This is a genomic window from Sulfitobacter sp. PM12, from assembly GCF_045586035.1.
Taxonomy (GTDB): Bacteria; Pseudomonadota; Alphaproteobacteria; order Rhodobacterales; family Rhodobacteraceae; genus Sulfitobacter; species Sulfitobacter pontiacus.
The window spans coordinates 151,730-176,746 of sequence record NZ_CP151532.1 but is presented as its reverse complement, the minus strand read 5'-3'; the positions used below and the strand labels follow the sequence as shown (position 1 = coordinate 176,746).

Annotated in this window: 25 protein-coding genes; 10 read left to right on the top strand and 15 right to left on the bottom strand. The window is 58.6% G+C overall.

The window, feature by feature from the left end; genetic code table 11:
- A partial coding sequence (locus AADW22_RS17080; protein WP_407474760.1) for a FliG C-terminal domain-containing protein occupies positions 1-187 on the top strand: 187 nt, incomplete at its 5' end.
- Here the strand turns inward: AADW22_RS17080 and AADW22_RS17075 are convergent.
- From AADW22_RS17075 to AADW22_RS17055, 5 genes are all read right to left on the bottom strand, one after another.
- Positions 188-1,012, bottom strand: coding sequence for a DUF1217 domain-containing protein (locus tag AADW22_RS17075; RefSeq protein ID WP_005849059.1), 825 nt, complete (start codon positions 1,010-1,012; stop codon positions 188-190).
- 9 nt (positions 1,013-1,021) lie between these two features.
- On the bottom strand, positions 1,022-1,441 hold the full coding sequence (locus AADW22_RS17070; protein ID WP_064216633.1) for a flagellar biosynthesis repressor FlbT: 420 nt from the start codon (positions 1,439-1,441) through the stop codon (positions 1,022-1,024).
- Between the two features lie 5 nt (positions 1,442-1,446).
- A complete protein-coding gene (gene flaF, locus AADW22_RS17065) occupies positions 1,447-1,848 on the bottom strand; it encodes a flagellar biosynthesis regulator FlaF (protein WP_005849061.1) in 402 nt (133 codons plus the stop codon).
- Between the two features lie 163 nt (positions 1,849-2,011).
- Positions 2,012-2,467: a hypothetical protein gene (locus tag AADW22_RS17060; RefSeq protein WP_407474759.1), complete on the bottom strand. Its 456-nt coding sequence runs from the start codon at positions 2,465-2,467 to the stop codon at positions 2,012-2,014.
- Between the two features lie 352 nt (positions 2,468-2,819).
- Positions 2,820-3,500, bottom strand: coding sequence for a winged helix-turn-helix domain-containing protein (locus tag AADW22_RS17055; protein WP_289084204.1), 681 nt, complete (start codon positions 3,498-3,500; stop codon positions 2,820-2,822).
- A gap of 297 nt (positions 3,501-3,797) precedes the next feature.
- Here AADW22_RS17055 and AADW22_RS17050 point away from each other — a divergent pair, with 297 nt between their 5' ends.
- The 3 genes from AADW22_RS17050 to AADW22_RS17040 all read left to right on the top strand — a co-directional run bounded on the left by AADW22_RS17050 (position 3,798) and on the right by AADW22_RS17040 (position 6,020).
- A complete protein-coding gene (locus tag AADW22_RS17050) occupies positions 3,798-4,040 on the top strand; it encodes a hypothetical protein (RefSeq protein WP_005849065.1) in 243 nt (80 codons plus the stop codon).
- Between the two features lie 93 nt (positions 4,041-4,133).
- Positions 4,134-4,697 (top strand): MucR family transcriptional regulator, encoded by a 564-nt coding sequence (locus AADW22_RS17045; protein WP_288960698.1) that lies wholly within the window; start codon positions 4,134-4,136, stop codon positions 4,695-4,697.
- A 138-nt stretch (positions 4,698-4,835) separates the two neighbouring features.
- Entirely contained in the window at positions 4,836-6,020 is a 1,185-nt protein-coding gene (locus AADW22_RS17040) for a flagellar motor protein MotB (protein ID WP_407474758.1), read from the top strand.
- Here AADW22_RS17040 and AADW22_RS17035 read toward each other — a convergent pair whose 3' ends face one another.
- Positions 6,021-6,572, bottom strand: a complete 552-nt coding sequence (locus AADW22_RS17035; protein WP_407474757.1) for a flagellar motor protein — start codon at positions 6,570-6,572, stop codon at positions 6,021-6,023.
- A gap of 159 nt (positions 6,573-6,731) precedes the next feature.
- Between AADW22_RS17035 and motA the strand changes: the two genes are divergently transcribed.
- Positions 6,732-7,601 (top strand): flagellar motor stator protein MotA, encoded by an 870-nt coding sequence (gene motA, locus AADW22_RS17030; protein WP_005849072.1) that lies wholly within the window; start codon positions 6,732-6,734, stop codon positions 7,599-7,601.
- Positions 7,602-7,604: 3 nt separating this feature from the next.
- Positions 7,605-8,033 (top strand): flagellar motor protein, encoded by a 429-nt coding sequence (locus AADW22_RS17025; RefSeq protein WP_407474756.1) that lies wholly within the window; start codon positions 7,605-7,607, stop codon positions 8,031-8,033.
- A gap of 11 nt (positions 8,034-8,044) precedes the next feature.
- On the opposite strand, the gene AADW22_RS17020 is transcribed toward AADW22_RS17025, so the two are convergent.
- Entirely contained in the window at positions 8,045-11,311 is a 3,267-nt protein-coding gene (locus AADW22_RS17020) for an ATP-binding protein (RefSeq protein ID WP_407474755.1), read from the bottom strand.
- A gap of 457 nt (positions 11,312-11,768) precedes the next feature.
- On the opposite strand from AADW22_RS17020, the gene AADW22_RS17015 reads away from it, so the two are divergent.
- Positions 11,769-12,734 carry a hypothetical protein gene (locus AADW22_RS17015; RefSeq protein ID WP_407474754.1) on the top strand — a complete coding sequence of 322 codons (966 nt, stop codon included), beginning with the start codon at positions 11,769-11,771 and terminating at the stop codon, positions 12,732-12,734.
- 301 nt (positions 12,735-13,035) lie between these two features.
- Here AADW22_RS17015 and AADW22_RS17010 read toward each other — a convergent pair whose 3' ends face one another.
- The 8 genes from AADW22_RS17010 to AADW22_RS16975 all read right to left on the bottom strand — a co-directional run bounded on the left by AADW22_RS17010 (position 13,036) and on the right by AADW22_RS16975 (position 21,978).
- Positions 13,036-14,085, bottom strand: coding sequence for a DUF1513 domain-containing protein (locus AADW22_RS17010; protein ID WP_037966617.1), 1,050 nt, complete (start codon positions 14,083-14,085; stop codon positions 13,036-13,038).
- A gap of 4 nt (positions 14,086-14,089) precedes the next feature.
- On the bottom strand, positions 14,090-15,106 hold the full coding sequence (locus AADW22_RS17005; RefSeq protein WP_407474753.1) for an imelysin family protein: 1,017 nt from the start codon (positions 15,104-15,106) through the stop codon (positions 14,090-14,092).
- Between the two features lies 1 nt (position 15,107).
- Positions 15,108-16,604: a di-heme oxidoredictase family protein gene (locus AADW22_RS17000; RefSeq protein ID WP_407474752.1), complete on the bottom strand. Its 1,497-nt coding sequence runs from the start codon at positions 16,602-16,604 to the stop codon at positions 15,108-15,110.
- 58 nt (positions 16,605-16,662) lie between these two features.
- On the bottom strand, positions 16,663-17,667 hold the full coding sequence (locus AADW22_RS16995) for a hypothetical protein (RefSeq protein WP_407474751.1): 1,005 nt from the start codon (positions 17,665-17,667) through the stop codon (positions 16,663-16,665).
- Between the two features lie 45 nt (positions 17,668-17,712).
- Positions 17,713-18,972 carry an imelysin family protein gene (locus AADW22_RS16990; protein WP_168592499.1) on the bottom strand — a complete coding sequence of 420 codons (1,260 nt, stop codon included), beginning with the start codon at positions 18,970-18,972 and terminating at the stop codon, positions 17,713-17,715.
- Positions 18,973-19,176: 204 nt separating this feature from the next.
- The gene (locus AADW22_RS16985) at positions 19,177-20,454 is read right to left on the bottom strand and encodes a flavin-dependent oxidoreductase (protein ID WP_289082609.1); all 1,278 of its coding nucleotides are present in this window, start codon (positions 20,452-20,454) and stop codon (positions 19,177-19,179) included.
- A gap of 169 nt (positions 20,455-20,623) precedes the next feature.
- Positions 20,624-20,995: an Hpt domain-containing protein gene (locus tag AADW22_RS16980; RefSeq protein WP_005849092.1), complete on the bottom strand. Its 372-nt coding sequence runs from the start codon at positions 20,993-20,995 to the stop codon at positions 20,624-20,626.
- A complete protein-coding gene (locus AADW22_RS16975) occupies positions 20,995-21,978 on the bottom strand; it encodes a PleD family two-component system response regulator (protein WP_037942088.1) in 984 nt (327 codons plus the stop codon). The genes AADW22_RS16980 and AADW22_RS16975 overlap by 1 nt, the downstream gene beginning before the upstream one ends.
- Positions 21,979-22,144: 166 nt before the next feature.
- Between AADW22_RS16975 and AADW22_RS16970 the strand changes: the two genes are divergently transcribed.
- The 3 genes from AADW22_RS16970 (at position 22,145) to AADW22_RS16960 (ending at position 25,013) form a co-directional block, all read left to right on the top strand.
- A complete protein-coding gene (locus AADW22_RS16970) occupies positions 22,145-23,161 on the top strand; it encodes an aldose epimerase family protein (protein ID WP_407474750.1) in 1,017 nt (338 codons plus the stop codon).
- A gap of 113 nt (positions 23,162-23,274) precedes the next feature.
- A complete protein-coding gene (locus tag AADW22_RS16965; RefSeq protein ID WP_005849095.1) occupies positions 23,275-23,748 on the top strand; it encodes a MarR family winged helix-turn-helix transcriptional regulator in 474 nt (157 codons plus the stop codon).
- On the top strand, positions 23,745-25,013 hold the full coding sequence (locus AADW22_RS16960) for a multidrug effflux MFS transporter (RefSeq protein ID WP_407474749.1): 1,269 nt from the start codon (positions 23,745-23,747) through the stop codon (positions 25,011-25,013). The genes AADW22_RS16965 and AADW22_RS16960 overlap by 4 nt, the downstream gene beginning before the upstream one ends.
- The last annotated feature ends 4 nt before the right edge of the window (positions 25,014-25,017 follow it).

The window sequence follows — 25,017 nt, the reverse complement described above, 5'->3', positions numbered from 1 at the left end:
GGCGTCCCTGCCTTCGCGATCACGCGGAATGCTGCAGGATGAAATGTCTTCTATGGGCCCTGTCCGGTCCAAAGATGTTAAAGGCGCGCAGGCTCAGTTGGTCGAAGCCGCATTGCGTTTGATGTCGGAAGGGGAGGTGTCCTTGCCCGAAAATGACGACGACATGATGTCGGATATGCCGAGCTGATCAGCGATACAGGCGCGATGCAGAGAATGTGACAGCCGTCACATCGATTGTGATCGGCACGAACTGGCCGCCCAGATTGTAGGATTGCAGCAGATCAAGTGCGATCGAATTCGCCTGAAATCCCTGTGGGTTAACTGCATCTGAAATGGCGACGTAGCGCGCGATCAGCTTCTCACGCTCCGCCGGATCCGCCAGTTTTTCGAGGTCGAATTTATCAGCGAGAAGGGCCTTTTGTTTGTCGAGATCAAGGGCAGACATCTGCTCGGGGAGTGACAAAGCGACCTGGAAAAAGTTAGTCAACTTCTCGCTGGCCAGCACCTCGAACCAGTTATTAATACCGCTAAACTTGTCACGAAATTCTAACACCGTGCCCACGGTCTCGTTCTGGGCGTCATTTTCGTTGATGTATTGCCGATTATAGAAGCGCGTCGTCACATCATTTAGGAAATCCGGGTCCGTCAAATCAGGGGTCTGCGGACCTGCCTCGGTTGTGAACCCAAGGGCCAGATGCATTTCGCGGAAGCGGCTGTCGGTCAGTCGGTTCAGCAGGGATGAAGGTTCGACCGGATCGGATTCCAGCATCTTGCGGATCAGCCCTTTGCCGAAAATCTGGTCTTCCAGGTCAAAGGCCCGCATCACAAAACTGTAGACTTCGAAATCCGCGATCAGCTCTTCCGGGCTGGAGATGTCGCCGATTCTGTCGCGAAACGCTTCTTCCGCGCGTTTGTTGGCGGCGGAATCACGCATCAGATCAAGCTGTTTGTCCCGCGTTGCGTCAATCAGCTTGAGCGCGGTGGAACTGCCTAAACCTGAAATGCTGATCATAGGTTTACCCTATTCCGCCGCCGTGGCTGTGTTCTTTTCCCGGATCATTTTGAACAATTTCTCTTCATATTCGATCAGGGGGCGCAATGTGCGCATCGCTTTGTAGAAGTCAGCAGAAGACACGTGAGCCGCGGCTTCAAAAATGTGGCCGGCCATCTCGTCGTGGAAAACCGGCGCAAGCGCGCCTAGTTTCCTTTGGATGATCGACACCAATTTTTTACGGGTCGATGGCTCAAGTAAGGCGGTCTGGATGAAGAAATAGACCTCTTTTACAGGGGTGCGCTCTTCATCCTCTTTTAACAGATCGGCTTCACGCACGATGTCAGCCTGATTCTCGATCACAATCATCTGACGGCGATCGGCGTTGCGCACGACACAGCCGTTAATCAGGATCCGCTCGTTCGGTTTCAGGGTTAATCGCAGCGCCATAAAGCTTACTCCGCCGCGACTTTTGCAGCCCGTCCGCTCAGACCGTCGATAATACTGCGGTTAATATCAATCAAAGGCTTCACATTTTTAGACCCTGACAGGACCGCTTTGGTGTGGTTTTCCACCCAAAGAGCCAGCGAGATCAGCGCAGCGCGCAAATCGGCCGTCAGCCCGTTATCCTTCTCGGCCAAATCGGCCTTGAACGTGAGCCAAACGCGCTGGTTCTCCCACAGGGTATCGCGCAGGCCATCTGCAAGCATCTGAAGCTTTTGAGATTTTTCCGCAGCACCGTCAAATGCTTCGAATTTGTTTTCAAGTTTGGATGTCACGCTCGCCAAAATCCGACGCTCAATCTGGCGCGGATCTTCGGTGTGCGAGATGGTCCGCTTATACGCGGTTACACTCATTTCACTGCCTTTTTATTCTGCCTCGGTTCAACTATAGGGTGGCAGAGTTAAGGGAGAATTAAAAAATCCTTAATTTCTTGAAAGCAAGGATAATTTTAAGCACTTGTTTTTAAATCATGCTTTGCATGTCACACTGTGGCGGGGTTTTCGGGGGGCCGCAGTGTTAATGAATGTGCTGGCCCGGAGTAACCGCGCGCAGCATTTCGCGGTGAAAGCTATGGGCGATATTATCAGCGGAAAGCAAGGCGTCAGGGGCGGTGCCGTCACGCTCGGACTGGGCGAGGGAAACGATGATATGGCCGATGTGGTGGCCAAGTTGAACGGGGCACGTAGGCGTCAGGGTTGGTTGGGCGCAGGGTTCGATCAAAACGATGGCGTCATCTTCCAGATCAAGGCCAAACTCCTGATCTAGAACATCGGCCAAAGAGGCACCGGAAATGATCTCTTCTCCGGCGTAGATCGCGAAGGGCGTCAGATCAACGTCCTCTACGGCGACGGTGAAACGGGTGATCGGCGACGCCAGCAGTGACGACAGGATGCGGCCCAAGGGCGTGTTGCAAGGATCGGCGCAAAATTCCAGCCGACCGCCCCAGATGTGCCCCATCAAATCAGAACGCATAGTTAAAACTTCCCCAAGTGTCGCGTGTGCAACCCCAAGGTATCTTCCCGACACGGTTTTTTGAATTCCGGATTTGTTAAACTTCGCAAGCTGTTCTTGAATTCCAACAACGATCAGCGCAGCGGTTTTGCGCTGACGCTTGCGGTGATTTCGGCAAAATTCCCCCGATCACCCATATTTTTGGGAACCAAATATGGGGCGAAATGTTATCCACAGCACAAGTATTGGTGGGCGGGGCAAAATATGGCTGCATGTTCACTTGTATGCGAATTTACAATAAATGTGTTGAGAATGTGCGGTAGGTGTGAATGCGGAAATGTGCGATTCTCTCACGATGCAGGTACAGGCCCCCTTACGTCGGATCGAATGCATTCAGCCCGCCCGTGCGCAGCATGTAGCCACTGGACCGTACCGTTTCGACGGAAATACGTTCATCAAATGTGTCCGCAAATTTCTTACGAATTTTCGCGACGTGGACATCAAATTTCCGATCACCATATCGCCACGGCCGAGATTCTACGGCGAGACTAAGCGCATCGCGGGTCACAATTTGCCCGTCTTGGGCGAATAATACCCGCATGATCTGAGCTTCCGCCGTCGTTAATCCGGCGCGCAGAGCGATATACGCTTCGACATCCCAGCTCACATCGTGAGGTTGTTCAACTGACGGCGTAGGGGTTGGTAGCCGTCGGTTCAGTCGCAAAGACAGTTCGCGCAGATTGCAGGGCCATGTGAGGACATCGATCGCACCCGCTTCAAACGCATCGGCACCCCATACCCCCTTCAGCTCTTGTATTGCGAGCACGACTCCGGGCTGCGCGTGGGTGGTGAGCGTGCTGATCAGCGGGGCCGGGTTGCTGTTCGCTTCGGTCATATCGACGAAAATGGCATTAACGTTTTCATTGTTGTGTAGCCAATCTTCGCAGGCGTCAAAGTCTATACATTCAAAGTCAAATTTTAGGATAACCGTAAATAAATAGTTCAGGGCGTTGCGCACCGAAGGTGACGTAGAGACGAGTAGGATCTTGGTCATTTATCGCGCTGCCCCAATGGGTTGACCGATGGATGTTCGGAAAAGGATAGCATTGCGGCGAGACGCGGAAAGGACACGATGATAACGGCCATATACTAGGAAAGGGAGCGATGAACTGGGTTATCCCTTTGTTGCACGAACCCGTGGGCGAAATCAAAGTCAGAGTTATGCGGCAATAATTGGGCCTGCTTGTCATGAAAAAGCCATACGTTCACTATTCTTTAACCTTCCACGCTATGTATATCCTTGCAGACTGCAGAACGCGTCTGAGAGAACCTCAAGAATAGGCGCTAGAAAATGGCAGACATACTTGAAATTGTTGCGCCAAAGCGGCGTGCGCTCGCGGCGGCCAAACGGCTGGTCCATTTGCGCGACGAGGCGGTGCAGGATGAAAACATGCGCGCGGTGATCCTTCACGCGGCAGAAGTTGTGGCCAAGTCGGGTGTTCTGTCCGCAGTCGCAGAGAGTGGTCAGAAACGGCAAGGTTTTGCCACATCTGACCTGCCGAGCTTGCATCCCGACCGCCACCGGTTGAATTAATCCACCGCAGTTTATCTTGAGTTCATAAGTTGTTGTCCTTTCGCCATTCCTTGCGGCGGGCCAACCTATACTTAAGAGACATTGACAATTTTTATGAGGTTGGCGGACAATCCTGGTATTCTAGTAGAGTTTCCAAGATTTGTTCACGAGGCTTCATCCCGCACCGACGTAGTAAAGGCGCATACGAAAGTGACAGAGTTTACAGATCCCCCCGTTTCCGAGGCCGCAATTCGCGTGATTACCGCATTCGCTGGCCGTGAATCCGCAACCGTGCAAGACATTCTGGCGTTGTCGCAGGCGCTTCCCGCCGCACTCGCCGGGCTCCAGCCCGCAGCCGCCAAGGCCGAAATCAGCAAGGTAGCAGCGCAGTTTACGACTGAAACCGCCATTCCCGCGGTTCCGGTTGCCGAGTCTTTTACCGATGATTCCGTCACCTGCCTGTGCTGCGGCCGATCCTTTACCATGCTCAAGCGTCACCTGCGCGCAGAGCACGGGTTGAGCGAGAGCGAATACCGGATCAAGTTCAATCTTGATGATGATCATCCCCTCGTCGCACCGAACTATTCTTTGCGCAAAGCGGATTATGCAAAGAAAGCGGGCCTTGGTCGCTATGCTCGCGACGAGGCGGTGCAGGCAAATCTTGGGTCGCAGCTGTAAAGTTCAAATGCCTTTCCTTTGCCACCGTTTTGTCCTGCGGAGCACCTAATCCCCCTCGATACATGTCTCTGAGGCGGTCGGTGCAGAAGCACGTCTGCCGAACCGGCCCCCGTGGTCGCGAGAATAGAGGCAGGACATATGGCAGCGACGACACAGCCGCGCGTATTTAAAAAAGTAGAAGTTATCGAAGGCGGTGGACATCACGGTGGCGGCTGGAAGGTCGCCTATGCTGATTTCATGACCGCGATGATGGCGTTCTTTCTGCTGATGTGGATTCTCTCGAGCGCGGACGAGCAAAAGCTGCGCGGGATTGCCGAATACTTTACCAATGCGACGCTGCCCGGCGGCAGTGGTGTATTGGACGGTGCGACCTTGGGGCCACCCGGTACATTGACTGCTTCGAATGGGGCGATTGTGGCCCGTGGCAGCGAGCTTGGCAAAATCGACGATCCGGCCTCGGCCAAGTGGGAAATCCGCGACGAAACCGCGACGTCGGTGCCAGATGAGACGCAGATCGGCTCCGAAGACGGTGCCCATGAAAACCCCGCCGCGGCCAATGTTGCCAGCGCGTCGCAAGCCGCATCCGACGGGTCTAAATCGGCTGGCGATGCGACCATTGATAATGTGCACGCATTGGACAATGAAAAGTTCAAAAAGCTGGAGCAGGATATCTTGCAGGCGATGCAGGAGAATCCCGACCTTGATCCGCTGAAGAAGAACCTGATTTTCCAGCAAACCCCCGAAGGCTTGCAGATCCAGATCATCGATCAGGAAGGGCAGCCGATGTTCTATAGTGGCCGCGCCGAAATGCAGGGTGCCACAGATCAGCTGCTCGCGAATTTGGGTAAGTCTTTGGCGCGCCTGCCGAATAAGATCACGCTGTCAGGGCACACCGATGCTGTCCGCTTTGCCAATAGCCAGAAATACGACAACTGGGATCTGTCCTCGGACCGTGCCAACGCCACGCGCCGTGTTTTCGAAGCCTCGGGCGTCGCACGTGATCGTATCATCCGCGTGTCGGGCCTTGCCGATACCGCGCCGCTGGTGCCCGAAAATCCGACCGACGCGTCTAACCGTCGGATCACGGTGTCGGTTCAATATCAGAAGGTCGAGGATTATGCCGGCGATGACGTAGCCCCGACGCGGACTGACGCGGCGGCACCGCCAGCCGAGACCGGCGAGAAGCTATATAAGGCGTCGATCCCTGCGCCAGTAGCACCACAGAACAGTGGCGAGGTGCAACGGGTCGCACAGAACGTCGAGCCTGTGGCGGCACCTTTGAAGGATGATGTATTCTTGAACCTGCGCAACGCGCTGCGGTGATCAGGCTCTGATCAATTCGCCCAAGGTGGGGACCCGTCGGGTGGCAAAGATCGGCCGGCGGGACCGTTCGACCGAGCGGCGCAGGAACTCTGGCAGCATGGGGTTTGCTTCTTCATTTACCATTGTGCCGCGCGGTGTAGCGACCACGGGGTCGGCAGTGGGAATATCGAGGCCGAGCATCTTGGCGGGGTCCAGCCCTTCTTCCAGCGCGTAGTTGTAGTTCACGGCGTAATCGACCGCTTCTTCCAGCACCACCGGGTCCGACGCGACCAGCGCCATCAAGCGGCGTTCGTCGGAATAGAGGAATTGCTTGGTCTTGAAGCCGTCAACCTCGGGGACAAAGCAGGTGTTTTCGCGGCGCAGCTTCAGCAGCTTGACCAAACGATCCGGCATCAAGTGGCGTTCATCGCGGCGAAACACGATCATGCTGCAGGTCCCAAAGCTGGACAGGCACGCCGCGAGGCAGATGTGATCCGGCCAGCCCGAGAATGCGAATTTCACATCGTCCGCATCAATCAGGACAATCATTGTGGTTTCAACATCCGAGATCACGGCACTCTCCAGCTTATTCTGAGGTTTACCTTAGTCACACCATGGAAAGATAGCAATTGGTCTTGAGCGACAAATTTTTAAACTTGGAAGAACATGAACTGTTCTTGAGATTTCAATGAAAATGCCTAAAGTGCTTGGAAACTTGCAAGTGGAAAACAAATGACGATTATTCTGGGCTTCGTGGTCGTGATGGGCATGGTCTTTGGGGGGTATATGCTCTCTGGCGGCGACATGGGCATCATCACCCACGCGCTACCGTTCGAAGGTATGATGATCGGCGGTGCCGCGCTTGGCTCGTTTATTGCGGCGAATTCCTTTGCCAATATCGCGGGGGCAGGGCGCGCACTGGTCAAGGCATTCAAGGGCCCCAAGTGGAATTCGGGCGACTATGTGGACCTGCTGAACCTCATGTATACGCTGGCCCGCAAGTACCAGCAAAATGGCATGCTCGCGCTGGATGAACATATTGAAAACCCGCAAGAAAGTTCGATCTTTTCGCAGTATCCCAAGTTGCAGAAAGACCACTTTGCCATTGATCTGATCACCGATAGTTTCCGTATGCTGGCGATGCAGTTCGATGATCCGTATCAGGCGGAAGATGTCATTAACCGCAAGCTCAAGAAGCACCATCATGAAGCGTTGGTGGCCCCCCACGGGCTGACCACCGTCTCCGACGCGCTACCCGCCATCGGGATTGTTGCGGCGGTTTTGGGTGTGATCAAGACGATGTCGTCGATCGACAAGCCGCCTGCGGTTCTGGGGGCGATGATCGGCGGCGCGTTGGTGGGGACATTCCTTGGGGTTTTCCTTGCCTATCTTTTCGTCTCTCCGGTCGCCAACCGTCTGCAAGCCATCGAAGAGCAGGACGGCATTTACTACGCCGTGATCCGCGATATCTTTATCGCGATCCTGCATGGCCATTCGCCCGCGATCTGCACCGAGATCGGGCGCGGCAACATTCCCACCAGCCTGCAGCCCAGCTTTTACGAGATGGAAGAGGCCCGCAAACAGATGCCAGAGGCCGCATAACCCATGGCCGGACGCCGTCAGATCGCTGCGCTTAAGCTGATCAACACCATCCGGCAACACGAGCTGGATGCCATCGGGGCACAGCTTTCGGGCCTGCGGGCACAGCAAACATCGCTGACGGAACAAAGTGCGGCGCTGACCCAACGGGCGATTGCTGAACAGACGGGCAGCACCTTGGAAACACAGGCCTATTTGCCCGCCTACCTATCCTCGGTTGACCGGCAACAACGTGGCTTGGCGGCGGAGGGGGATGCGCTGTCAGGGCAGATCGACACGCTAGAGGATGCGCTTTTTGCGCAGTTCCGCGCGCTTAAGACCACGCAAACGGTGCTGTCGAAAGTGCAAACCGAGGCGAAAGCCGATGCTGACAGGACAGAACAGGCCGCACTAGACGACGCGTCGCGCGCGCTGTTTGCATTGCAGCGCCGGTAACGCTTTTTGCCTTAGCGCCCGCTGCTGAATTTTGATACCACACCCAGCGAATTCTTGTTCTCTACATTCCGGATGACCAGCACGCAGACTGGCCAGCCCGAGGGCATCAAACCTTGCGAGGTTGGCACCGCCATGACGCTGGCCGACCCGTCGTTGATGGCAAAGGTCAGCACGACATCCGCCTGCGACGTCGCGACTGATTTTGCGAGATCCACGGTATCGTCAAAGGTCACGATGCTTTCGGTTTCAAGCCAGCTGGCAACATCCGGGTGATCGACCGCCGCGATGGTCAGCGGTTGTGCGGGATTGCCGATGGGTTCGGCACAGGTGGCGAACCATGCCCGCAACTGAGCCACAGCGGTGGATGCGCTGGCCGCCGCGCTGTGATCCGTGTCCGAGGCGGCTTCGATCACACAGACCGCCGCATCCGCAATCGCGCCCGCGCCGATCAACTGCGAGAGCGTGTCGCGTTCGTTCTGGGTGATCCATTTATTTAGCAACGGCGCGCCGACGATTTCGACACCTGCGGCCAGACGCCCGACGTCGGCTTTGCCAAGCTCGAACTCCGGTCCGTATCCCGCGCGTGTGATCTGTTGCACCAGATGTTCCGCGGCGGTCTTTTTGATGACAGACGGCGTCTTGCGGGCCTGCTGTTCCAATGCGGCAGAAAAGGCCGTTGGCGGGGCGACTTGCACCGGCGTGTCGGGTGCTGGCGCGTCCTCTTGCGCGAGACGGGGTAGGGAGATGATAATTTCTGTCCCCACGTCTTCGCGGCTGAAGAACGTGATCTGCCCCTGATGGTGATCGATGATGACTTTGGCGATGGTCAGCCCCAGCCCCGTGCCCCCCTTGGACCGGCTGTCAGAACTGTCGCCTTGGGTGAATTTTTCAAACACCGACGCCTGCGCGGCAGCCTGAATGCCGGTGCCGAAGTCGCGGATCGAAATGCGCAGCTGATCCCCGACCGCGTGCAGGGCGATCAGGATCTCCCCGCCGTGTTCCGAAAACTTCACCGCGTTGGACAAGAGGTTATCCAGCACCTGCACCAACCGTTTGGAGTCGCCATAGGTCAGCAACACATCGTCGTCGGGGGTATCGACACGGCGCAGTGATACGCCTGCGCGTTCGGCATAAAGCTGGTTCGGCACCAGCGCCGTATTCAGTGTCTCGGACAGGTTCAGCGTCTTCATCCGGAAATCAAGCGTGCCGGTTTCGATTTTCTCCATATCCAGAATACTGTTGATCAGCAGGATCAGCCGGTCACAGCTTGAGGCGGCGATGGTGATCAGCCCCTTCATCTTGTCAGGCAACTGCCCCGTGGCACCTGACAGCACCAGCCCCAAGGCCCCTTTGATAGAGGTTAGCGGCGTGCGCAATTCGTGGCTGACAGTGGACAGGAATTCGGTCTTTGCTTTTTCGGCCACCTTGCGCTGCGACACATCGCGGTAGATCGCGATGAAGCGCGGTTCGTCCTGGGCGGGGCAGACATATTCAAGGCTGATGTCGTAGGTAATGCCTGATTTCGCCTCGACCTCCCAGGTGACGCGCCGCTCTGGCCCCTTGATGAGACCGGCGCAGCGTTCGCGCAGACTGTCATAATCCCGTTTGCCAATCAGGTCCGACAGGCTCTTGCCGCGCCAGTCGTCGCTTTCATCATGTCGCATCAGGTGTCGTGCGACCGATGCATTGGCATACATCACCGCGTAGGTTTGCGGCTGGAAGACAACGACATGATCCTGCAACAGTTCCAACGTGTTGTTGAACCGCGCCTCTGACACGCCTTCGCGGGTCTTGGTCATATCCGAGGCGACAATCGCGATCTCGCGCAGCTGTTTTTCGCCGTCGGTGATCGGAATAAAGCTACATTGCAGCCAGACCGCTTTGCCGTCGGTTTTATGCAGAACGATGGTGCCTTTCCACGGGGTGCCCGACATCATGGCGGGCAAGACATCGCCCGTCAGCACACCGCGATTGCCGGCATCCATGACATCAACCAACGGCGTGCTGATCAGAGCCTCGCGGGACCGGCCGCTGGCCTGGACAAACTGGTCGTTCACATGGGTGATCGCGCCGTTCTGGTTCAGCATGCAGAACACGGTATGGGCCTCTACCGCGTTGCGATAAAATTGCTTGGACCGAACTTCCGACTTCAGCACATCCTTGCGGGCATGGGCCTGTCGCGCGTTTTCGCGCAGCTGGAAAATCAGGAACAACAGCGAAAACACGATCAGCAGCAGCGTGCCCAACACCAGCCACTTGTAGGTTGACGCAATGCGCAAGGCGGAGCGCTGCAGGTAATTCTCGTAGGGGCGCGCGCGCAAAGAGATCAGCAGCTCGTGCACGGATTGATAATTTTGCGGGGGCAGCCAGACGGTGCCACCGGCGGCAATCGCCTCGGGGCTGCCGGTATCCTGACCCAGCAGGGTGTCGACAAGAATGGTTAACGCCGCCTGCGGCACGCCGGGGATCGTCCCCAGCACCCAATCGGGGTACAACATGGTACTGGCCCAGAACGGATAGCCCGGATGATCGACAGGGGACACGGGGCGGAAATCGTTCATATTGATCACGCCGTCGCGGGCCAGCGCTTCGAGCACACCGGCGCGCACGACGCCCACATCCACCAGACCGGCTTGCACGGCATAGACGACCTCGCGTTGGTTCCCGCCCGAGAACAGCGCGCGGGACGCGATATCGTCGATATCCAGCCGGTACTTGCGAAACTCTTGCAGCGCGAGCTTCCAGCCGGTCATTTCGTCGGCCGACACCCCCATGATGCTGCGACCCGCGATATCCGGGATGGCGCGAATATCGCTGTCAGCGGTGGTAAAGACGACGACGCTGGTTTTATCATAGACCTGCCCCTCCCACATCTGGGCGACAGAGAGCAGCGGGCGGGCGTTGCTTTCGACCTCTGCCACGACAAAGGCCGCGGGATCGACAAGGAAGAAATCCAGCGCGCCTTGCGAGATTTTATTGATCATTGTGGCGTCGGTGTAAGGCGCGATCTTGAAACGGTAGTTCAGTTCTGCGCCCTGTGCGGCGGTGTTCAGCGCGGCGGCCATTGGCAACCAGCTGTCCAGCGCGCGGGTGATCCCTTCGGAGGCGAGAATACCGATGGTGATGTCACGGGGCGCATCCATCGTGTCGGCCTGCTGACCAGCCGCCGGTTGCAGTGCACCGATCAGGGCGATAGCGGCACCCAAAAGCGTTCGACGCAGCTTGCCCCATGCCTGTTTCACGATTTTAGCGCCCGCCATATTCTCTTTCTGGTTCATCTCGTCGCTTTGCGGACGCCGGAAAGCATAGTCAAAGCCCGCCTCCTGCTATCAAACATCACAACGTCAAACCACTTGTAAAAGCTCCAAAGCGATCGATTCCATTGCGCCCCCGCGGCATATGCTGCGGAGCATGGCAACTTGGATGTCGTCTGGTGCTGTCCTTTCACTACTGCTCTAACTGCGTTTTTTGCTGCGCCTCGTTGATCGGGCGCTTTTTGCAGTTGCGAAAAGGCTAGGCGGGGCGGGCTTTTTTGGCAATGGTAAACTCCGTTTCTGCCTGCAGGGCAGGGTGAATAGTGCCAGTGCAGCAGCAGGTACCTATCCTTTGGGATATCGCCATAGCCACAAGCTGCTTTGGACTACCCGCCTAGGCCCGCGACGCCCTTGGGATTTAGCGTTAATTTCATCTTAACAGCCACCAAACACAGGCTGAAACAAATCCAAGGTGAAGACGATGGCAAACGCAACATTCCTAGAACTGGCCCAGATCGCCAACAACTCCTCCCTGCGCGAGGCGGTTTTGGGTGCAGTACTTGGCATCCATGTTTCGGGAAACGCTACCGACTCCGTCTTGGACATCACGGCCGACAGCACCGCGCTTAAACTCGCGGCGGACCGGATGCGCTGCGCCCGCTATGTCATGCCGACAGATGCGGACCCGACGCAGGCCATCCAGATCAACGCTGGCTTCTCTCATGTGCAGGACGTCTGGGCCGCGCCCCAGGCTGCACATCCCGACCTGACCCAGGAGACAATGACCATCGCCACGCCTGACTTTATCGTGGTACCCTCCGACACGCATATCGTCGTCAATAATTTTGACGTCGCCCGCGGCGATGCGATCACCTTCCTGGGTCAGTTTTCTTCCCGCGCCGATCTGCGCGCTGCCATGTGCCTGACCGGGTCCCGCGATGTGCGCGACGGTGACGTCATCATCACGATGGAAAACGGGGCCCGCGCGGTCTTTGTTGGTGCCGCTGCCCAGGCCGAAGATCTGATCGACGCTGTGTTTGATTTTTCTGCCGAAGGGCAGACAGCCTTCAAACTGGCCGACGCGCTGAACAACGCGACCTCGGCCGAGATCGACGCCTTTGTGACCGCCCTCGGCACCGATGAATTCGACCGCGCCTTTGGTGTCGGCAGCGCTGCGGTGTTGCTTGCAAACCTCGACACCCCTGCCGCGACGCGTCTGTTGAATGTGCTTGAGGCGGAAGAACTGGACGAGCTGTTGCACAATGTCGGTGCCGGCACGCTCAAGCTGCTGCTCGAAGAGCTGACGCTGACGGAACTTGTGAACTTCCTGAGCGGCGTGAACGAGACTGTGGTCGGCGCGATGGCGGACCACATGGGAGCCACAACAATAGATGCCCTTTTGTGGGGCAAAAGCCCGGCAACGAAAGGAGGTATGCGTCAAAGTTAACTGGTTTGCCCTGTCAAAGCGGCATGCCTCGCCGCAGCCAGGGCCCGAGAAAGCACCGTGTTCGACCCGATATGATTTGAAAGGATTTAACAGCAGACGGGCATCGAATGCGGCGCTTTCCCTTTTTCGTGAACCCTCAACGCGCGAATTTTCGCGGGGCAGAGTTCATCAGCTTAATCGATTTTCGGGCCTGCTCCGGCCCTTACTACTTTGCCCTGTGGACCGGCCAAGGTGCTGGCCACGGGGGCTTTTTGCTTTTTCGAAGATGTAAGCCGGTGACATCAAGCCAACTCGCCAGGGCTTAAAGCCGGACGAGGTGATTGTCCCACATCAGCGGTTTTTCCGGGTTCAACCTGCCAGAGAGACGTTGAACGATACCGGTACCGCTGGTCACAACAAAATCTTCCGGTGCCGCGGCAACACCGCAGACATCGGTAAGCGCGATACTACGGGTGTATGACGCGGTTGCTGCGTCAAAGACCTGCACCAAACCGGCACGGGGCGAGGTTACAGCAATCTCGGACCCGTCGTCCGACAGGGCAATACTGCCGATGTACCCGTGCATATCTTCGGCACCGTCCAGCAAGAGCGGTGTCTCTCCTTGCTGATGCAGCCCGACAAGCGCGGGGGCATCGCCGTCGCCTTGCCATTGCATCCCGAAAGCGACACGCCCGTCGGACCCTACGGCCAGATGCCGGATCGAGTTGCGGTGCATGTCATAGGGCAATTCTATCTGCTCTAGAATACGGCGGTCGTTGATGTAGGTGAGGTTGGGCCGCATGGTGGGGATATTCAACTTGGCGCGCCCTGAATCGGGATGCGTATCAATCCCGCCGTTCGCCACGACCAGCGTGTCGCCACCAGGCAGACGTTTGATATCATGGGGGCCGACACCGCCGCTGGCAAATTCATCGACGCGTACATAGCCAAGCGCCACGTCCCAGACACCAATGCGCCCGATGCCGTTGGCATAGTCATTTTCGGTCGTGTAAAGCAGGCTCCCGTCGGCGGAAAAAGCCCCGTGCCCGTAGAAATGTCGCCCCTCGGGCGCGTGCAGCGTGGCTTTGACCCGCCCCGACATGCAGTCGATCACCAGTGCGAAATTGCCGGGGCGCCGTGCAAAGGCGACAGCTTGCGGCTTGGACGGATGCGCCGCCGCTGCGTGGCCGCGACCGGGCAGGGGGATTTCGAATACCACCTCAAGCGCCGCGTCGATGCCGCAGAGCACAAAGCTGCCATCGCGCAGACCGGCAGCGGCAAGATAGGCCGGCCCGCCCGCATCGGCCCAAGTAGGGGCGGGCACCAATCCTGATGCCAGCATCCCTGCAATGAAATGGCGGCGGTTGGTCATGGGATCAATCTCCGTCCAATGCGTTAAAGCCCGAAGCGACGCCCAAATGCGGGCCCAGATCTTGGCGGGCCACATCGCGGATCGCGGCAACAGATTGCTGCAACACCTCTACACGCAGACGGGATTGCGGCTTGGCCGTTCCAGCGAACACAGGGTCGTCCAGGTCGGCAGCGATTGCCAGCGCCTCGTCAAACCGGTCGTCAAAGGCGGCCACCACGGCCAGGTCATCCGCCGCCAACCGCTCCGCCAGATCCTGCAGAGAGGTGAGCGCGACCACGACATTGCGCAAAGACCGCCCCGATCGCCGCGTCTCTGCCCGATTGGGGCGCGGGCGGTCAAAGCTGCCCATGGGACGTCCGATGCGGGTGTCGGCGGTAAACTCCAGCCCGAGGTTCAGCGCCTTGAAAAGCTCTTGCGCCGCTTCCTCGGTGCTGCGGTAGGGGCCTCCTTCGGCGGGGGTGGCAAGTGCCTCGGCATAGCCAGAGGTCCAGCCGTCCAGAATGGCTTGGGACTGCGTGGCGATATCGCCAGTTACCGTCTGCACCAAAGCGCAGCGATAGCCAGCATCGCCCATCGTGCTGATCTGGTCGTCATACAGCAGGAATTCGAGCGCATAGAAACCGCGCCCCGCGATGGAAACATCGGCATAGGCCTGCGGGTCACGGCCCACGGGATCGGCATCCGTGATCAGCCCCGCGAGCGTTTTGGGTGTGGCCCCACGGCTGTCGGGCCAGAAGGCCAGCGCAAAGGCGCGGTTGTCGGTCTCGGACGGGCCAAAACGCAGATGGCTCACCGCGATCCACGCATCAAAGGCATCGTGGTAGGCATCGCGCAACGCGGCGTCATCAGCGGCGCAATTCTGCTGGGCAACGGCGGCCAATGCATCCGTACGCTCTGCCAGTGTGGTATAGCGGGGCAGGATGTGATGATCGACCACATCGCGCAAAACGGTGGAGCCTACCTCGGCCGCAGCACCCAATGGTGCGCAGAAAAGACCAAGGGCGAGGACCAGTTTTTTCATGTTACAAACTTTCCAGATAGTGGATCAAAGCATCACGGTCTGCGGGCGGCATGTCAATGACGCGGTTCTTGGCGGGCTCGGCCTCTCCGCCATGCCAAAGCACGGCTTCCAGCAGTGACCGCGCGCGCCCGTCGTGCAGGAATTGCGTGTGTCCCGATACGGTTTCGGTCATGCCAATCCCCCACAACGGCGCGGTGCGCCATTCGGTGCCGGTGGCGCGGGCCTCGGGGCGGTGATCGGCCAAACCTTCGCCCATGTCGTGCAGCAGCATATCGGTATAGGGCCAGATCAGCTGAAAGCTTTGCTCTGGCTGGTCCTTCAGACGATGGGTGACAAAGCTGGGCTGGTGGCAGTCGGCGCAGCCCGTTTCATGGAACACCTGTTTGCCGCGCAGCACCTCGGGTGTGTCCGCGTCACGACGGGCGGGCACGGCAAGGTTGCGGCTGTAGAAGGTGACCAGATCCAGCCCTTCGGCGTCAATCTCGAACCCGCGCACGTCACCGGCCCCATGAGGCGCGTTTACGCAGGCATCCTGAATGGTCGAACAATCGCCAAACGGATCGCCGAAGATCGGGTTAGAGATGCCGATATCACCCGCAAAGGCCCCCGCGGATTGTTCGCGGATCGTGGGCATCCCGGCCTTGAGCCCGAAACGGCCCAGCATCGGCATGTTGTATTCCTGCGACCAGACGATATTGGTGCGGCCCGAAATACCGTCACTATCCGCGTCATTAGGGTCTGCCAGCGCCAGAATATCCGCGGCAGGGATCGCTTCGAGAAGCCCAAGCCCGATCATCTGCGGCGTCACACGGGGCGACAGCATCGCGTCGGGGTGCAGCGGACCATAACCAAGATCAGCCGCGGTGTATGTCGGGTGCCGCAAGGACACGACCTGCCCGCCCGACAGGGTTACAGGGACTTCGGTATAATCGATCTGCAAGCGGTACTCGGCATGATGCCCCGAGACGGCGAAATCCTGCATTTGCGTGCCGTAGGTGGGTTCGGCGAGCGTGGCCAGATACCCTTCAATCTCTTTGATATTGCCGGCGTCTTCATTGCCCGGAATAGATACGCGCAGAAACATGGAAATCGCGCTGTCGTCGGGGCCCTCGGGCGGGTGGCCGCGCCCGTCCTTGATGTGGCAGCTTTGGCACGACCGCGCGTTGAACAAGGGCCCCAACCCGTCAGAGGCCAGCGTCGACGAAGGCGACGACACCCACAGCTTGCGAAACAGCCCATTGCCCAGCTTGAAGGTCAGCTCGTCCTCGAACGACATATTGCCGGAGGCCTGCGAAAACGCATCGGCGTTCATGCGCGGGCGGACGGTGGCCGCGCCGCCGCTGTTCACCTCGAACGGGCTGGGGGCGTCAAAACTGTCGGGTGGGGCGGTCACATCGGCGATACGGGCCGTTTCATCGGCGGTACGCGGGATGATATCCAGATGGGGTTCATCAAGCGGCCCGGCGTAGACCGGACCGCTCAATAGGGGCAGGGACATCACCAGGGCCTGAGGGATAAAAGACCGGAGGAAATGCATATTCTGCCCTATTTCGATATTAGAAGGGGATCACCAGCGATGCCCCGACAGCGGTAAAGTCGTTGCCGTCTACATCGTAGAAGCCGACGCCACCACCCAGCGACATATCATTCTCGAACGTGTAGTCTACACCCACGGTGATCAAATCGTCGTAACCATTCGCGGTGTTGTCGATGCCGGTGTAGCTGGCAGAGTAGGCCCACGGCCCCTGAACGTAAGAACCGCCCAACGTCGCATAGGTGGAATCCTCGCCCGTGCCTGCGAACCCGTCGAAATAGGCCACTTCGGCGATCAGGTCGAAACCGTTGCCAAAGTCATGCGCCATCCCGATGACGGCCCCTTTTTCGTCGGATACATCGCTGTCACCCGCGGTCAGGAAACGCCCGCCAACCCAATAGGTCGTGTCGCCAACCTCTTGCGAGTACTGTAGCGCCACGTTGTTCAGCTTGCCGGTGTTACCCGCGCCGCCGTCCGCGGTGGTGTTGCGGCCGCGCTTTGTCCCCAGGGAGTCGCTGAACGCCGTGTCATCCGCATAGAACAGCGCAAAGGACAGAACCCCGCCGGAGGCGGCGACGGGCATGTCGAATGTCGCACCGATCACTTCGGACAACTCATAGTCTTCGGCCAGCGATGTGCCGTAGAAACCGGGGGCTGCGTCCCATGCCACAGCGAAGGTCGGGCTTACTTTACCGACGCTCAGCTCGCCTGCTGCCAGATTAAAGCGCAGGCCAAGTTCGTTCACATAAAGACCCAGATCGTCGAACTGACGGGTTTCGGCCGGGTCTGTGACGCTTTCCAGGGTCACTTCACCAAACAGCGTGATGCTGGTCGCGACCCCGGCTTCGAAGGCGAGCGACAGGCTGGCGTAGTTATCGGTCAACTCGCCTGCAGGATCATCGGATGTGACGGTGCTGTCGACGCCGATTTCAAACTCACCGCCCCAGACAAATGCCTGTTCTTGAGCCAAAAGGGGAGTGGCACCGGTCAGCGCCAAAGCGCAACCGGCGAGAGCTAGTTTCTTCATTCTTGTTTACTTTCAGTGGGAGGAGGAACTCATGAAAACGGGGTATTACTCGAACACGGCGCCGGGGCTATCGAGGCTGTCGGAGCCTTCAATCGCCACGTCATCCACACCCAGGGTGGCAACGACGCGTTCGATGGTCTTGGTCTGTGCGATCAGGGCGTTCACCCCGCCCATGACCAAGGCTTCGCCGCCCTTGTTGCCGCGCGCCATCATCTGGTCATAGGACATGCCCGCTTCGGCAGCGGTCTTGATCTGGCCAAGCTTGCGCATGGTGGTCGACAGGTTCAGCTGCATTTCCGCATCCAGATCAGCGTTTTCGGCAGCGACCAGATCGGACAGGGACGGGCCGGTGACCAGCGTGCCGTCGGTACGCGCATAGGCGCCGAGGTACACGTTCTGGATGCCCAGACCGTCGTAATAGTGGCTGTTGTGTGTGTTGTCCGAGAAGCAGTCATGCTCTTCTTCGGGGTCGTTCAGCATCAGACCAAGGCGCATGCGTTCGCCCGCGAGCTCACCGTAAGACAGCGACCCCATGCCGGTCAGCATCGCAGAAATGGCGCCGTCTTCGTTGTCGGTCAGGTTGGTGCGCGCGGCACCGCCTTCGGCCCATTGTGCAACCATATACTCCAGATCGGTCACGATCAGATCGGCAGCAGCCTTGAGGTACTGACCGCGGCGGTCACAATTGTCATTGGTGCAGTCTTCGCCCGTGGCGTAGTCTGTCCAGTCGCGCCCACCGGCCCCGTGTTTCGTGCCGTTCAGATCCTGCCCCCAAAGCAGGAATTCAACCGCGTGGTAGCCCGACGCCACATTGGCTTCATTCCCGTCGGCTTCGTGCAAGGTTTCGGCAAGGAAGTCGGGGGTGATTGTGCTGGCGTCAACTTCGGTGCCCGACAGTGTGAAGGTCGGGTTCGCGATAACGTTCAACGCGGCGGCAGCGTTTTCATCGGTGGCCCCGCCATAGGAGGCGTCAACATAGTCGATCAGACCTTCGTCCAGCGGCCAGGCGTTCAGCTTGCCTTCCCAGTCGTCAACGATGGGGTTGCCGAAACGGTAGGCTTCGGTCTGCTGGTAGGGGACGCGCGCTGCCAGCCACGCGGTGCGGGCGGCTTGCATCGTGTCGGCGGAGGGCTCTGCGATCAGGGCATCCACAGCGTCGACCAGCGCTTGGGCTGTGATCAGGCTGTCGCCATAGGCGGCTTCGGCGATGTCGGCGTATGTGTCGATCACCTCGGACTTCTCTACCGCCAAAGCGGGGGAGGCCAAGGTCAATGCAAGCACAGAGGTCATCAAGCTGCGGGTCATACGTTCAGTTCCTTTTGACGGATCGCGCCTGCGGATGCTGTCGACAATTGCGGATCGACGGGCCGCGCCGGAGGCATGGAAATTATGCGCAATACCTGAACAGTATCGTTGGGAAGGTCAACCCGACAATTTTAGTAAGATAACTTTTTTGCCGCTCACGTTTTTGGCATCGCCCAAAAAATACGCGGTGATCCTAGGGGCTTACTATGTAAGGCGTGCGCCTTGGGGCAAAGTGGGGTCAGAGGCATTCAACCGATCAACGGCAAATCCTGCTGCGGTCTTGTACTGCGCCATATACTCGGCCCGTTCCTGAGGAGGGATCACGTCGTCGATCTGGTCAAAGGCACCGCCACAGCGGTCGTTTACCATGTTCAGCAACCCGAAAGGACCGGCCCCGCGATTGCGCAGGATCAGCTCTGATATCGGTCCGCAATAAGCGTCGTCAAAACTGCGCAGCGCCGCGGGGGTTACCCCGTCTTGCAGGAAGCGCGCGCACAGATGGCGGGCGTCCATGATCGCCTGGCTCGCGCCGTTCGATCCTGTGGGATACATGGCATGGGCCGCGTCGCCGATCAGGGCAACAGGGCCGTCGACCCATGTGGGGATCGGGTCACGGTCGATCATCGGGTTCTCGTAAATCTCTGTCGCGCCGCGCAGCAGGGCGGGGACATCCAGCCAATCGTAAGTCCAGCCGTCAAAGTGATGTGCAAAGTCCGACAGCTCCGCCGGACGGTACCAACCGCTTTTGCGATCCTCGGTCTCGTCCAGCGTGACTTCGGCGATCCAGTTGATGGTGGCATAGCCCTCGGCATCGGGGGCTGAAATCGGATAGATCACCATGCGCTGGCGGTGGTCGCCAAGCCCGACAAACGAAGACCCCGTGCGCACCGGTTTTGCCCGCGAGGTGCCGCGCCACATCAAAGCACCACCCCAGTGGATCGGCGGCTGATCGGGATGCATCTGCGCACGCACGGCGGAATGTATCCCGTCGGCACCGATCAGCAGGGTGCCCTCGGCACGTGTCTGTGACCCGTCGGCATGGGCGATATGCGCGGTCACGCCACCCGCTGGCCCGTGGGTGTATCCGGTGATCTTGGCACCAAGCTGCACGGCCTCAGCGCCAGCGCGATCCACCAGCGTTTGATACAGCAGCATATGCAGCTGGCCCCGATGCGCGGCATATTGCGGCCAGCGATAGCCTGCGTCGGTGCCGCGCGGCTCTGCGTAAATCTCTTGCCCCTTCTGCCCGACCAGCGCCCATTCCTTTGCGGGCACGCCGATTTCGTCAAGCTGCGCTTGGGTCAACCCCAGGTCAAACAGCTCGCGCACGGCATTGGGCTGGATGTTGATCCCCACACCCAGCGGTTTCAAGCTGCGCACCTGTTCATAAACGGTGCAGCGCAGGCCAAGCTGGTGCAGCGAAAGCGCCAGTACTAGGCCGCCAATACCGCCGCCTGCGATCAGGATATGGGGTTGGGTCATGGTGCAGTTCCGCTTTCGACTAGGGGCATTTCGTTGCGCGACGAACGTCCTACATCATGGTGCGGAAATCAATGGGATGTCTGGGAAAGCGGGGCACACCCCGGATCGCCGGAGCGCGAGGCGCTGCAACGGCAAATGGCCCGTGGGGGCCGGAAGCGCAAAGGACCGTTTAGGCGGATTCCAACGCGGATTGTTCGGCAATCAACGCTTCGGAGGATTTCAGGAAGTCATCCAGACCAAAGATAATCTCGGTCGGGCAGTTGGCGATCTTGCCCTTGGGGCCATCCAGATGCGCGTCTATGGCAAGCTCGTTGTCGCGCGCCACGGTGCCCAGATCGTCGAACCCCAAAGAACCGGCCGTGCCCGCGATCTGGTGCAGAATGGTACGGGCTTCGGCGAGGTTATCGTTGATCTCTTGCAGCGTGCTGCCTTCCCAGGCGGCAAGCGCGTGCTCGGCCAGCGCACGCTGGCGCTGCTCTAGCATATCGAGGAACCGCGCGCGAATACGCTCGATCCCCGGTAACTCCAGCTTCTTGTGCATCACGCTGTTCTCCCCACATTCCAGAAGTCGTTCTGGACCTTCTGGTAGTTGGCTGTCGCTTCTTCGGCAGAGGCATGCGCCTCTGACAGCGCATCCATGACCGAGGAATTTGTCTTCCACATCAACCGCACCGCCTTGCCGGCGCAAATACGTGGGTTGATGTGTTGACCACGGTTATCGAACAATTCGGTTTTTGCCAGCGAAATGTTGATATTATTCGCCAAAAGCTTGGGATCAGGGCGCCAGCCGCTTTCTGTGATGCATACAAACGTGCCGCCGCCTGCGTAAGACATGAGGAACTGGCACCCTTCCAGCGTATCCGAAATGATCTCTCCGACATCGCTGAGCATGCTGCAGAATTCAAAGTTCGACATGTTTTCGTGGAAGATTTCGACATCGCGGATGTTGAAGGCAAAACAGATCGACCCGAACAGGTCGCTGCGCGACAATTGCTGCACATAGTTCTCAAGCGCCATGAACTCGATCAGGTTGTTCACATCATGGATCGCCATCGGCTCGTGCAATTGCACGGCGCGTTCGGGCCGACCGTCGTGATGGGTAACCGCCTTGGCCGCGAACACTTTGCTCGTGCGGGTTGCCAACCCGTCAACCGCGCGTTCAACCAGCGACAGCCGCGCCTTAAGCTCGGTCATTTCGAACGGCTTGGTCACATAGTCGGTCGCACCGGCAGAAAAGGCGGCGTCGATATAGGATTTTTCGGACATCGCGGTTAGCATCAGGATCGGCGCGTCCATATATTGCTTCATCGCGCGGATCTGGCTGGCCAGCTGGATACCGTCGGTGACCGGCATCTGGATATCCAGAAGGAAGCTGTCGAACGGGGCGCGGGCGTTGTCCTTGATCGCCTCAAGTGCATCGGCAGCGCATTCGGCAGTGACCAGTGTATGGTCTGTCATGCCTTCAATGAAATGCGACAAAAGCTCTAGGATGATTGGGTCGTCATCTACCGCAAGAATTTTCATTTGTTTGCCTTACTACTTGTCCGTAACAGCTCGGTATGGCTGTTTCTGTTGTTTTCTATCTGATGGCGAAACTTGTCATAATTGGGGCGATCTCGGTTAAATACTTAGGCATTTAGGCTAATTAGATGTTCGTTTGAGCAGTTGAATAGACGAAAGGGACCATTCGATGACGCCGGTGCAGAGCAAGAAAAATAAAGCCGATTCAACGATTTTCGGCACAACGCCAGAGGGTGAAAAGATCGTCCGGCATCAGATCAGCAATGGCGGTACGTCGATTTCCGTTTTGTCGTGGGGGGCAACGATTCAAGAGCTTCGCGTCATGGGGGAATCGCATTCGCTGCTACTGGGCGGGCGCGACGTGGCTGCCTATCTTGGCAGCATGCAGTACTTTGGCGCGGTGGTCGGTCCGGTCGCCAATCGCATCGCGGGCGCAGAGATGGAGATTGCGGGCATCCGGCATCAGCTTGATCAAAACGAAGCAGGACGGACCACGCTGCACAGCGGCGTCGCGGGATATTCCGGCCGGAACTGGCGCTTTACCAATGTCACCCCCACGCGCTGCCGGCTTGAGCTGCACCACCCCGACGGGTTGGGCGGGATTCCCGGGAATATTAACGCCTCTGTTACATACACGATTGATAATGCGGGACATCTAGAGATCGAGATGACGGGCGCGACGGATCAGCCCACCTATTTCAATCCCGCCTTTCATGGCTATTGGAACCTGTCGGGATCGGCGGATCTGTCGGATCACCGCCTGATGGTGCCCGCGACCAGTTACCTTGCTGTGGATGACGCTCAACTCCCGTTGGGCGCGCCCGTCGCGGTAGCGGGCAGCGAATTCGACTATCGCCATGCGCGCGCAATCGGACCGGTGCTGGATCACAACTTTTGCCTGTCCCAAGGCGGGGACCAGATGGTGCTTGCGTGCCGGTTAAGCACTCAACGTCTACAGTTGGATGTGTTGACAGATCAACCTGGGGTGCAGCTCTATAACGGCGCGCATATTGATACAGGTGCGGATCTGGGCGTCGACGGGGGCACCTATGGGCCACAGGCCGGGCTCGCGATCGAGCCGCAGTTCTGGCCCGATACCCCGCACCACCCCGAGTATCCCGATTGTTTGCTGCTGCCGGAAAAGCCCGTGCGCTACCGGTCCCGTTTTGAGCTGCGCCGCATTTGACAGCTTTACCGTGGTCACCTCACGTTTTTTTGGGGCAGGGTCGAATTGACACTTGGTCCAAGATGTATCAGTGCGCTATATAATAAGGTAAACATATTAAAAGCGGACAAGACATGCGTACCAAGATCAACCCTGACAGCTTTGGTTTCCTTATCAGCGACATCGGCAGGCTCAGCCGTGGCGTGTTCGAGCGCGAGATCGAAGCCGCCGAGCTTCCTGTGACGGCGGCAGAGGCACGGGTGCTGGCGCATATGGCGCGCTGCGGGGCGACGCGGCAGCATATGCTGGCTGAAAGTCTTGGCATGACGCCGATGAGCCTCACGGGGTTTCTGGACCGTCTGGAAGCGGCAGAGCTGATTGCCCGTACCGCCGACCCGAATGACCGCCGCGCCAAGATCGCGTCCCTGACCCCGCGAGCCAATGACATCCTGTCGCAGATCGCACAGGCCGGTGCACGGGTAGAGACGATCATTTCGGAAGGATTGACGCCAGAGCAGTGGCAGACCTTTCGCGCCACGGCCCTGACCCTGCGACAGAACCTGTCAGCCTCACGCGGGGCGACGTGCAAATCCGAGGCCGCCGAATGACAACGCCCATTATGTCAGAACGACGGGTCAGTCTGATCGGCGCGCTTCTGGTGGCCATCGGACCTGTGTCGATGGCCTTGTATACGCCCGCGATGACAGAGCTGGTGCGCGTCTTTGACACCACGGAATCCGCGATCAAGCTGACGCTGACGCTTTATTTCGGGGGCTTCGCCTGTGCGCAGCTGATCGCAGGGCCGCTGTCGGATGCGCTTGGACGGCAGCCGATCACGATTGCCTTCATGGCGCTTTATTGTGTGGCCAGTGTCGCTGCGACCCTGTCGCCCACGGTAGAGGTTCTGATGGGCGCGCGTTTCCTGCAAGGCATCGGTGCCTCCGCGGGGATCGCGATCTCGCGGGCATTGGTGCGGGATCTGTTCACCGATGACCGGTCGTCGCGGATCATGAACCTGATCGGGATTATTCTAGCCCTTGGTCCGGCGCTGGCCCCGACCATCGGGGGGCTGATGCTGCCGGTGTTTGGCTGGCAGTCGATTTTCTTGCTGATGACCGTGATCGGTTTCCTCGTGATCTGGGTCGCGCTTTTTTCCATGAAAGAAACCGTGACCGCAGACCCCTCGCGCCTGAATTTCAAGGCGCTTGGCCGGACCTACAAGGCTTTGCTCAGCAATCCGCAGTTCCTATCCGCCGCTTTGGTGATGGGCGGTGCACTTGGCGCGCTCTATGCGCAGGCGACATTCCTGCCGTTTATCCTGATGGACGAGGTCGGGCTGACGCCTGCGCAATTCGGGGCGTCGATGTTGGCGCAATCGGGCAGCTTCTTTACCGCGTCTTTGTTGGTGCGCCAGCTGATGGGCCGGTTTTCGGCAGACCGGCTGGTCGGGCCGGGGCTGGTGTTTGTGGCCTTGGGCAGTCTGGGGACGTTAACCCTGCTGCTTTGGCCGCCGAGCTTTCTGCATGTGATGGTGCCGGTCGCGACCTATTCTTTCGGGATTGCCTTTGTGATGCCTGCCATGTCCACCGCGGCACTTGCCCCCTTTGGGCGGGCTGCGGGGGCGGCGGCGTCGATGCTGGGCTTTATCCAGATGGGGTCCGGTTTGTTGGTCGGGTCGCTTGGTGCCTTGCTGGGCAATGCGCTTTTGGCTATGGCAACCCTAATCCCGATGATGGGCGCGGTAGCTTGCGTGTCGTTTCTGGTTTATCGCAAGATCCAGCCTCGGCCCGCAGCCGCTGCACCGGCAGAAACCCGTGCCACCTGCGGGCCCAAGGTGACGGCGCCGTCGCCCGTGTCGGCACCGGAAAAATAGGGCA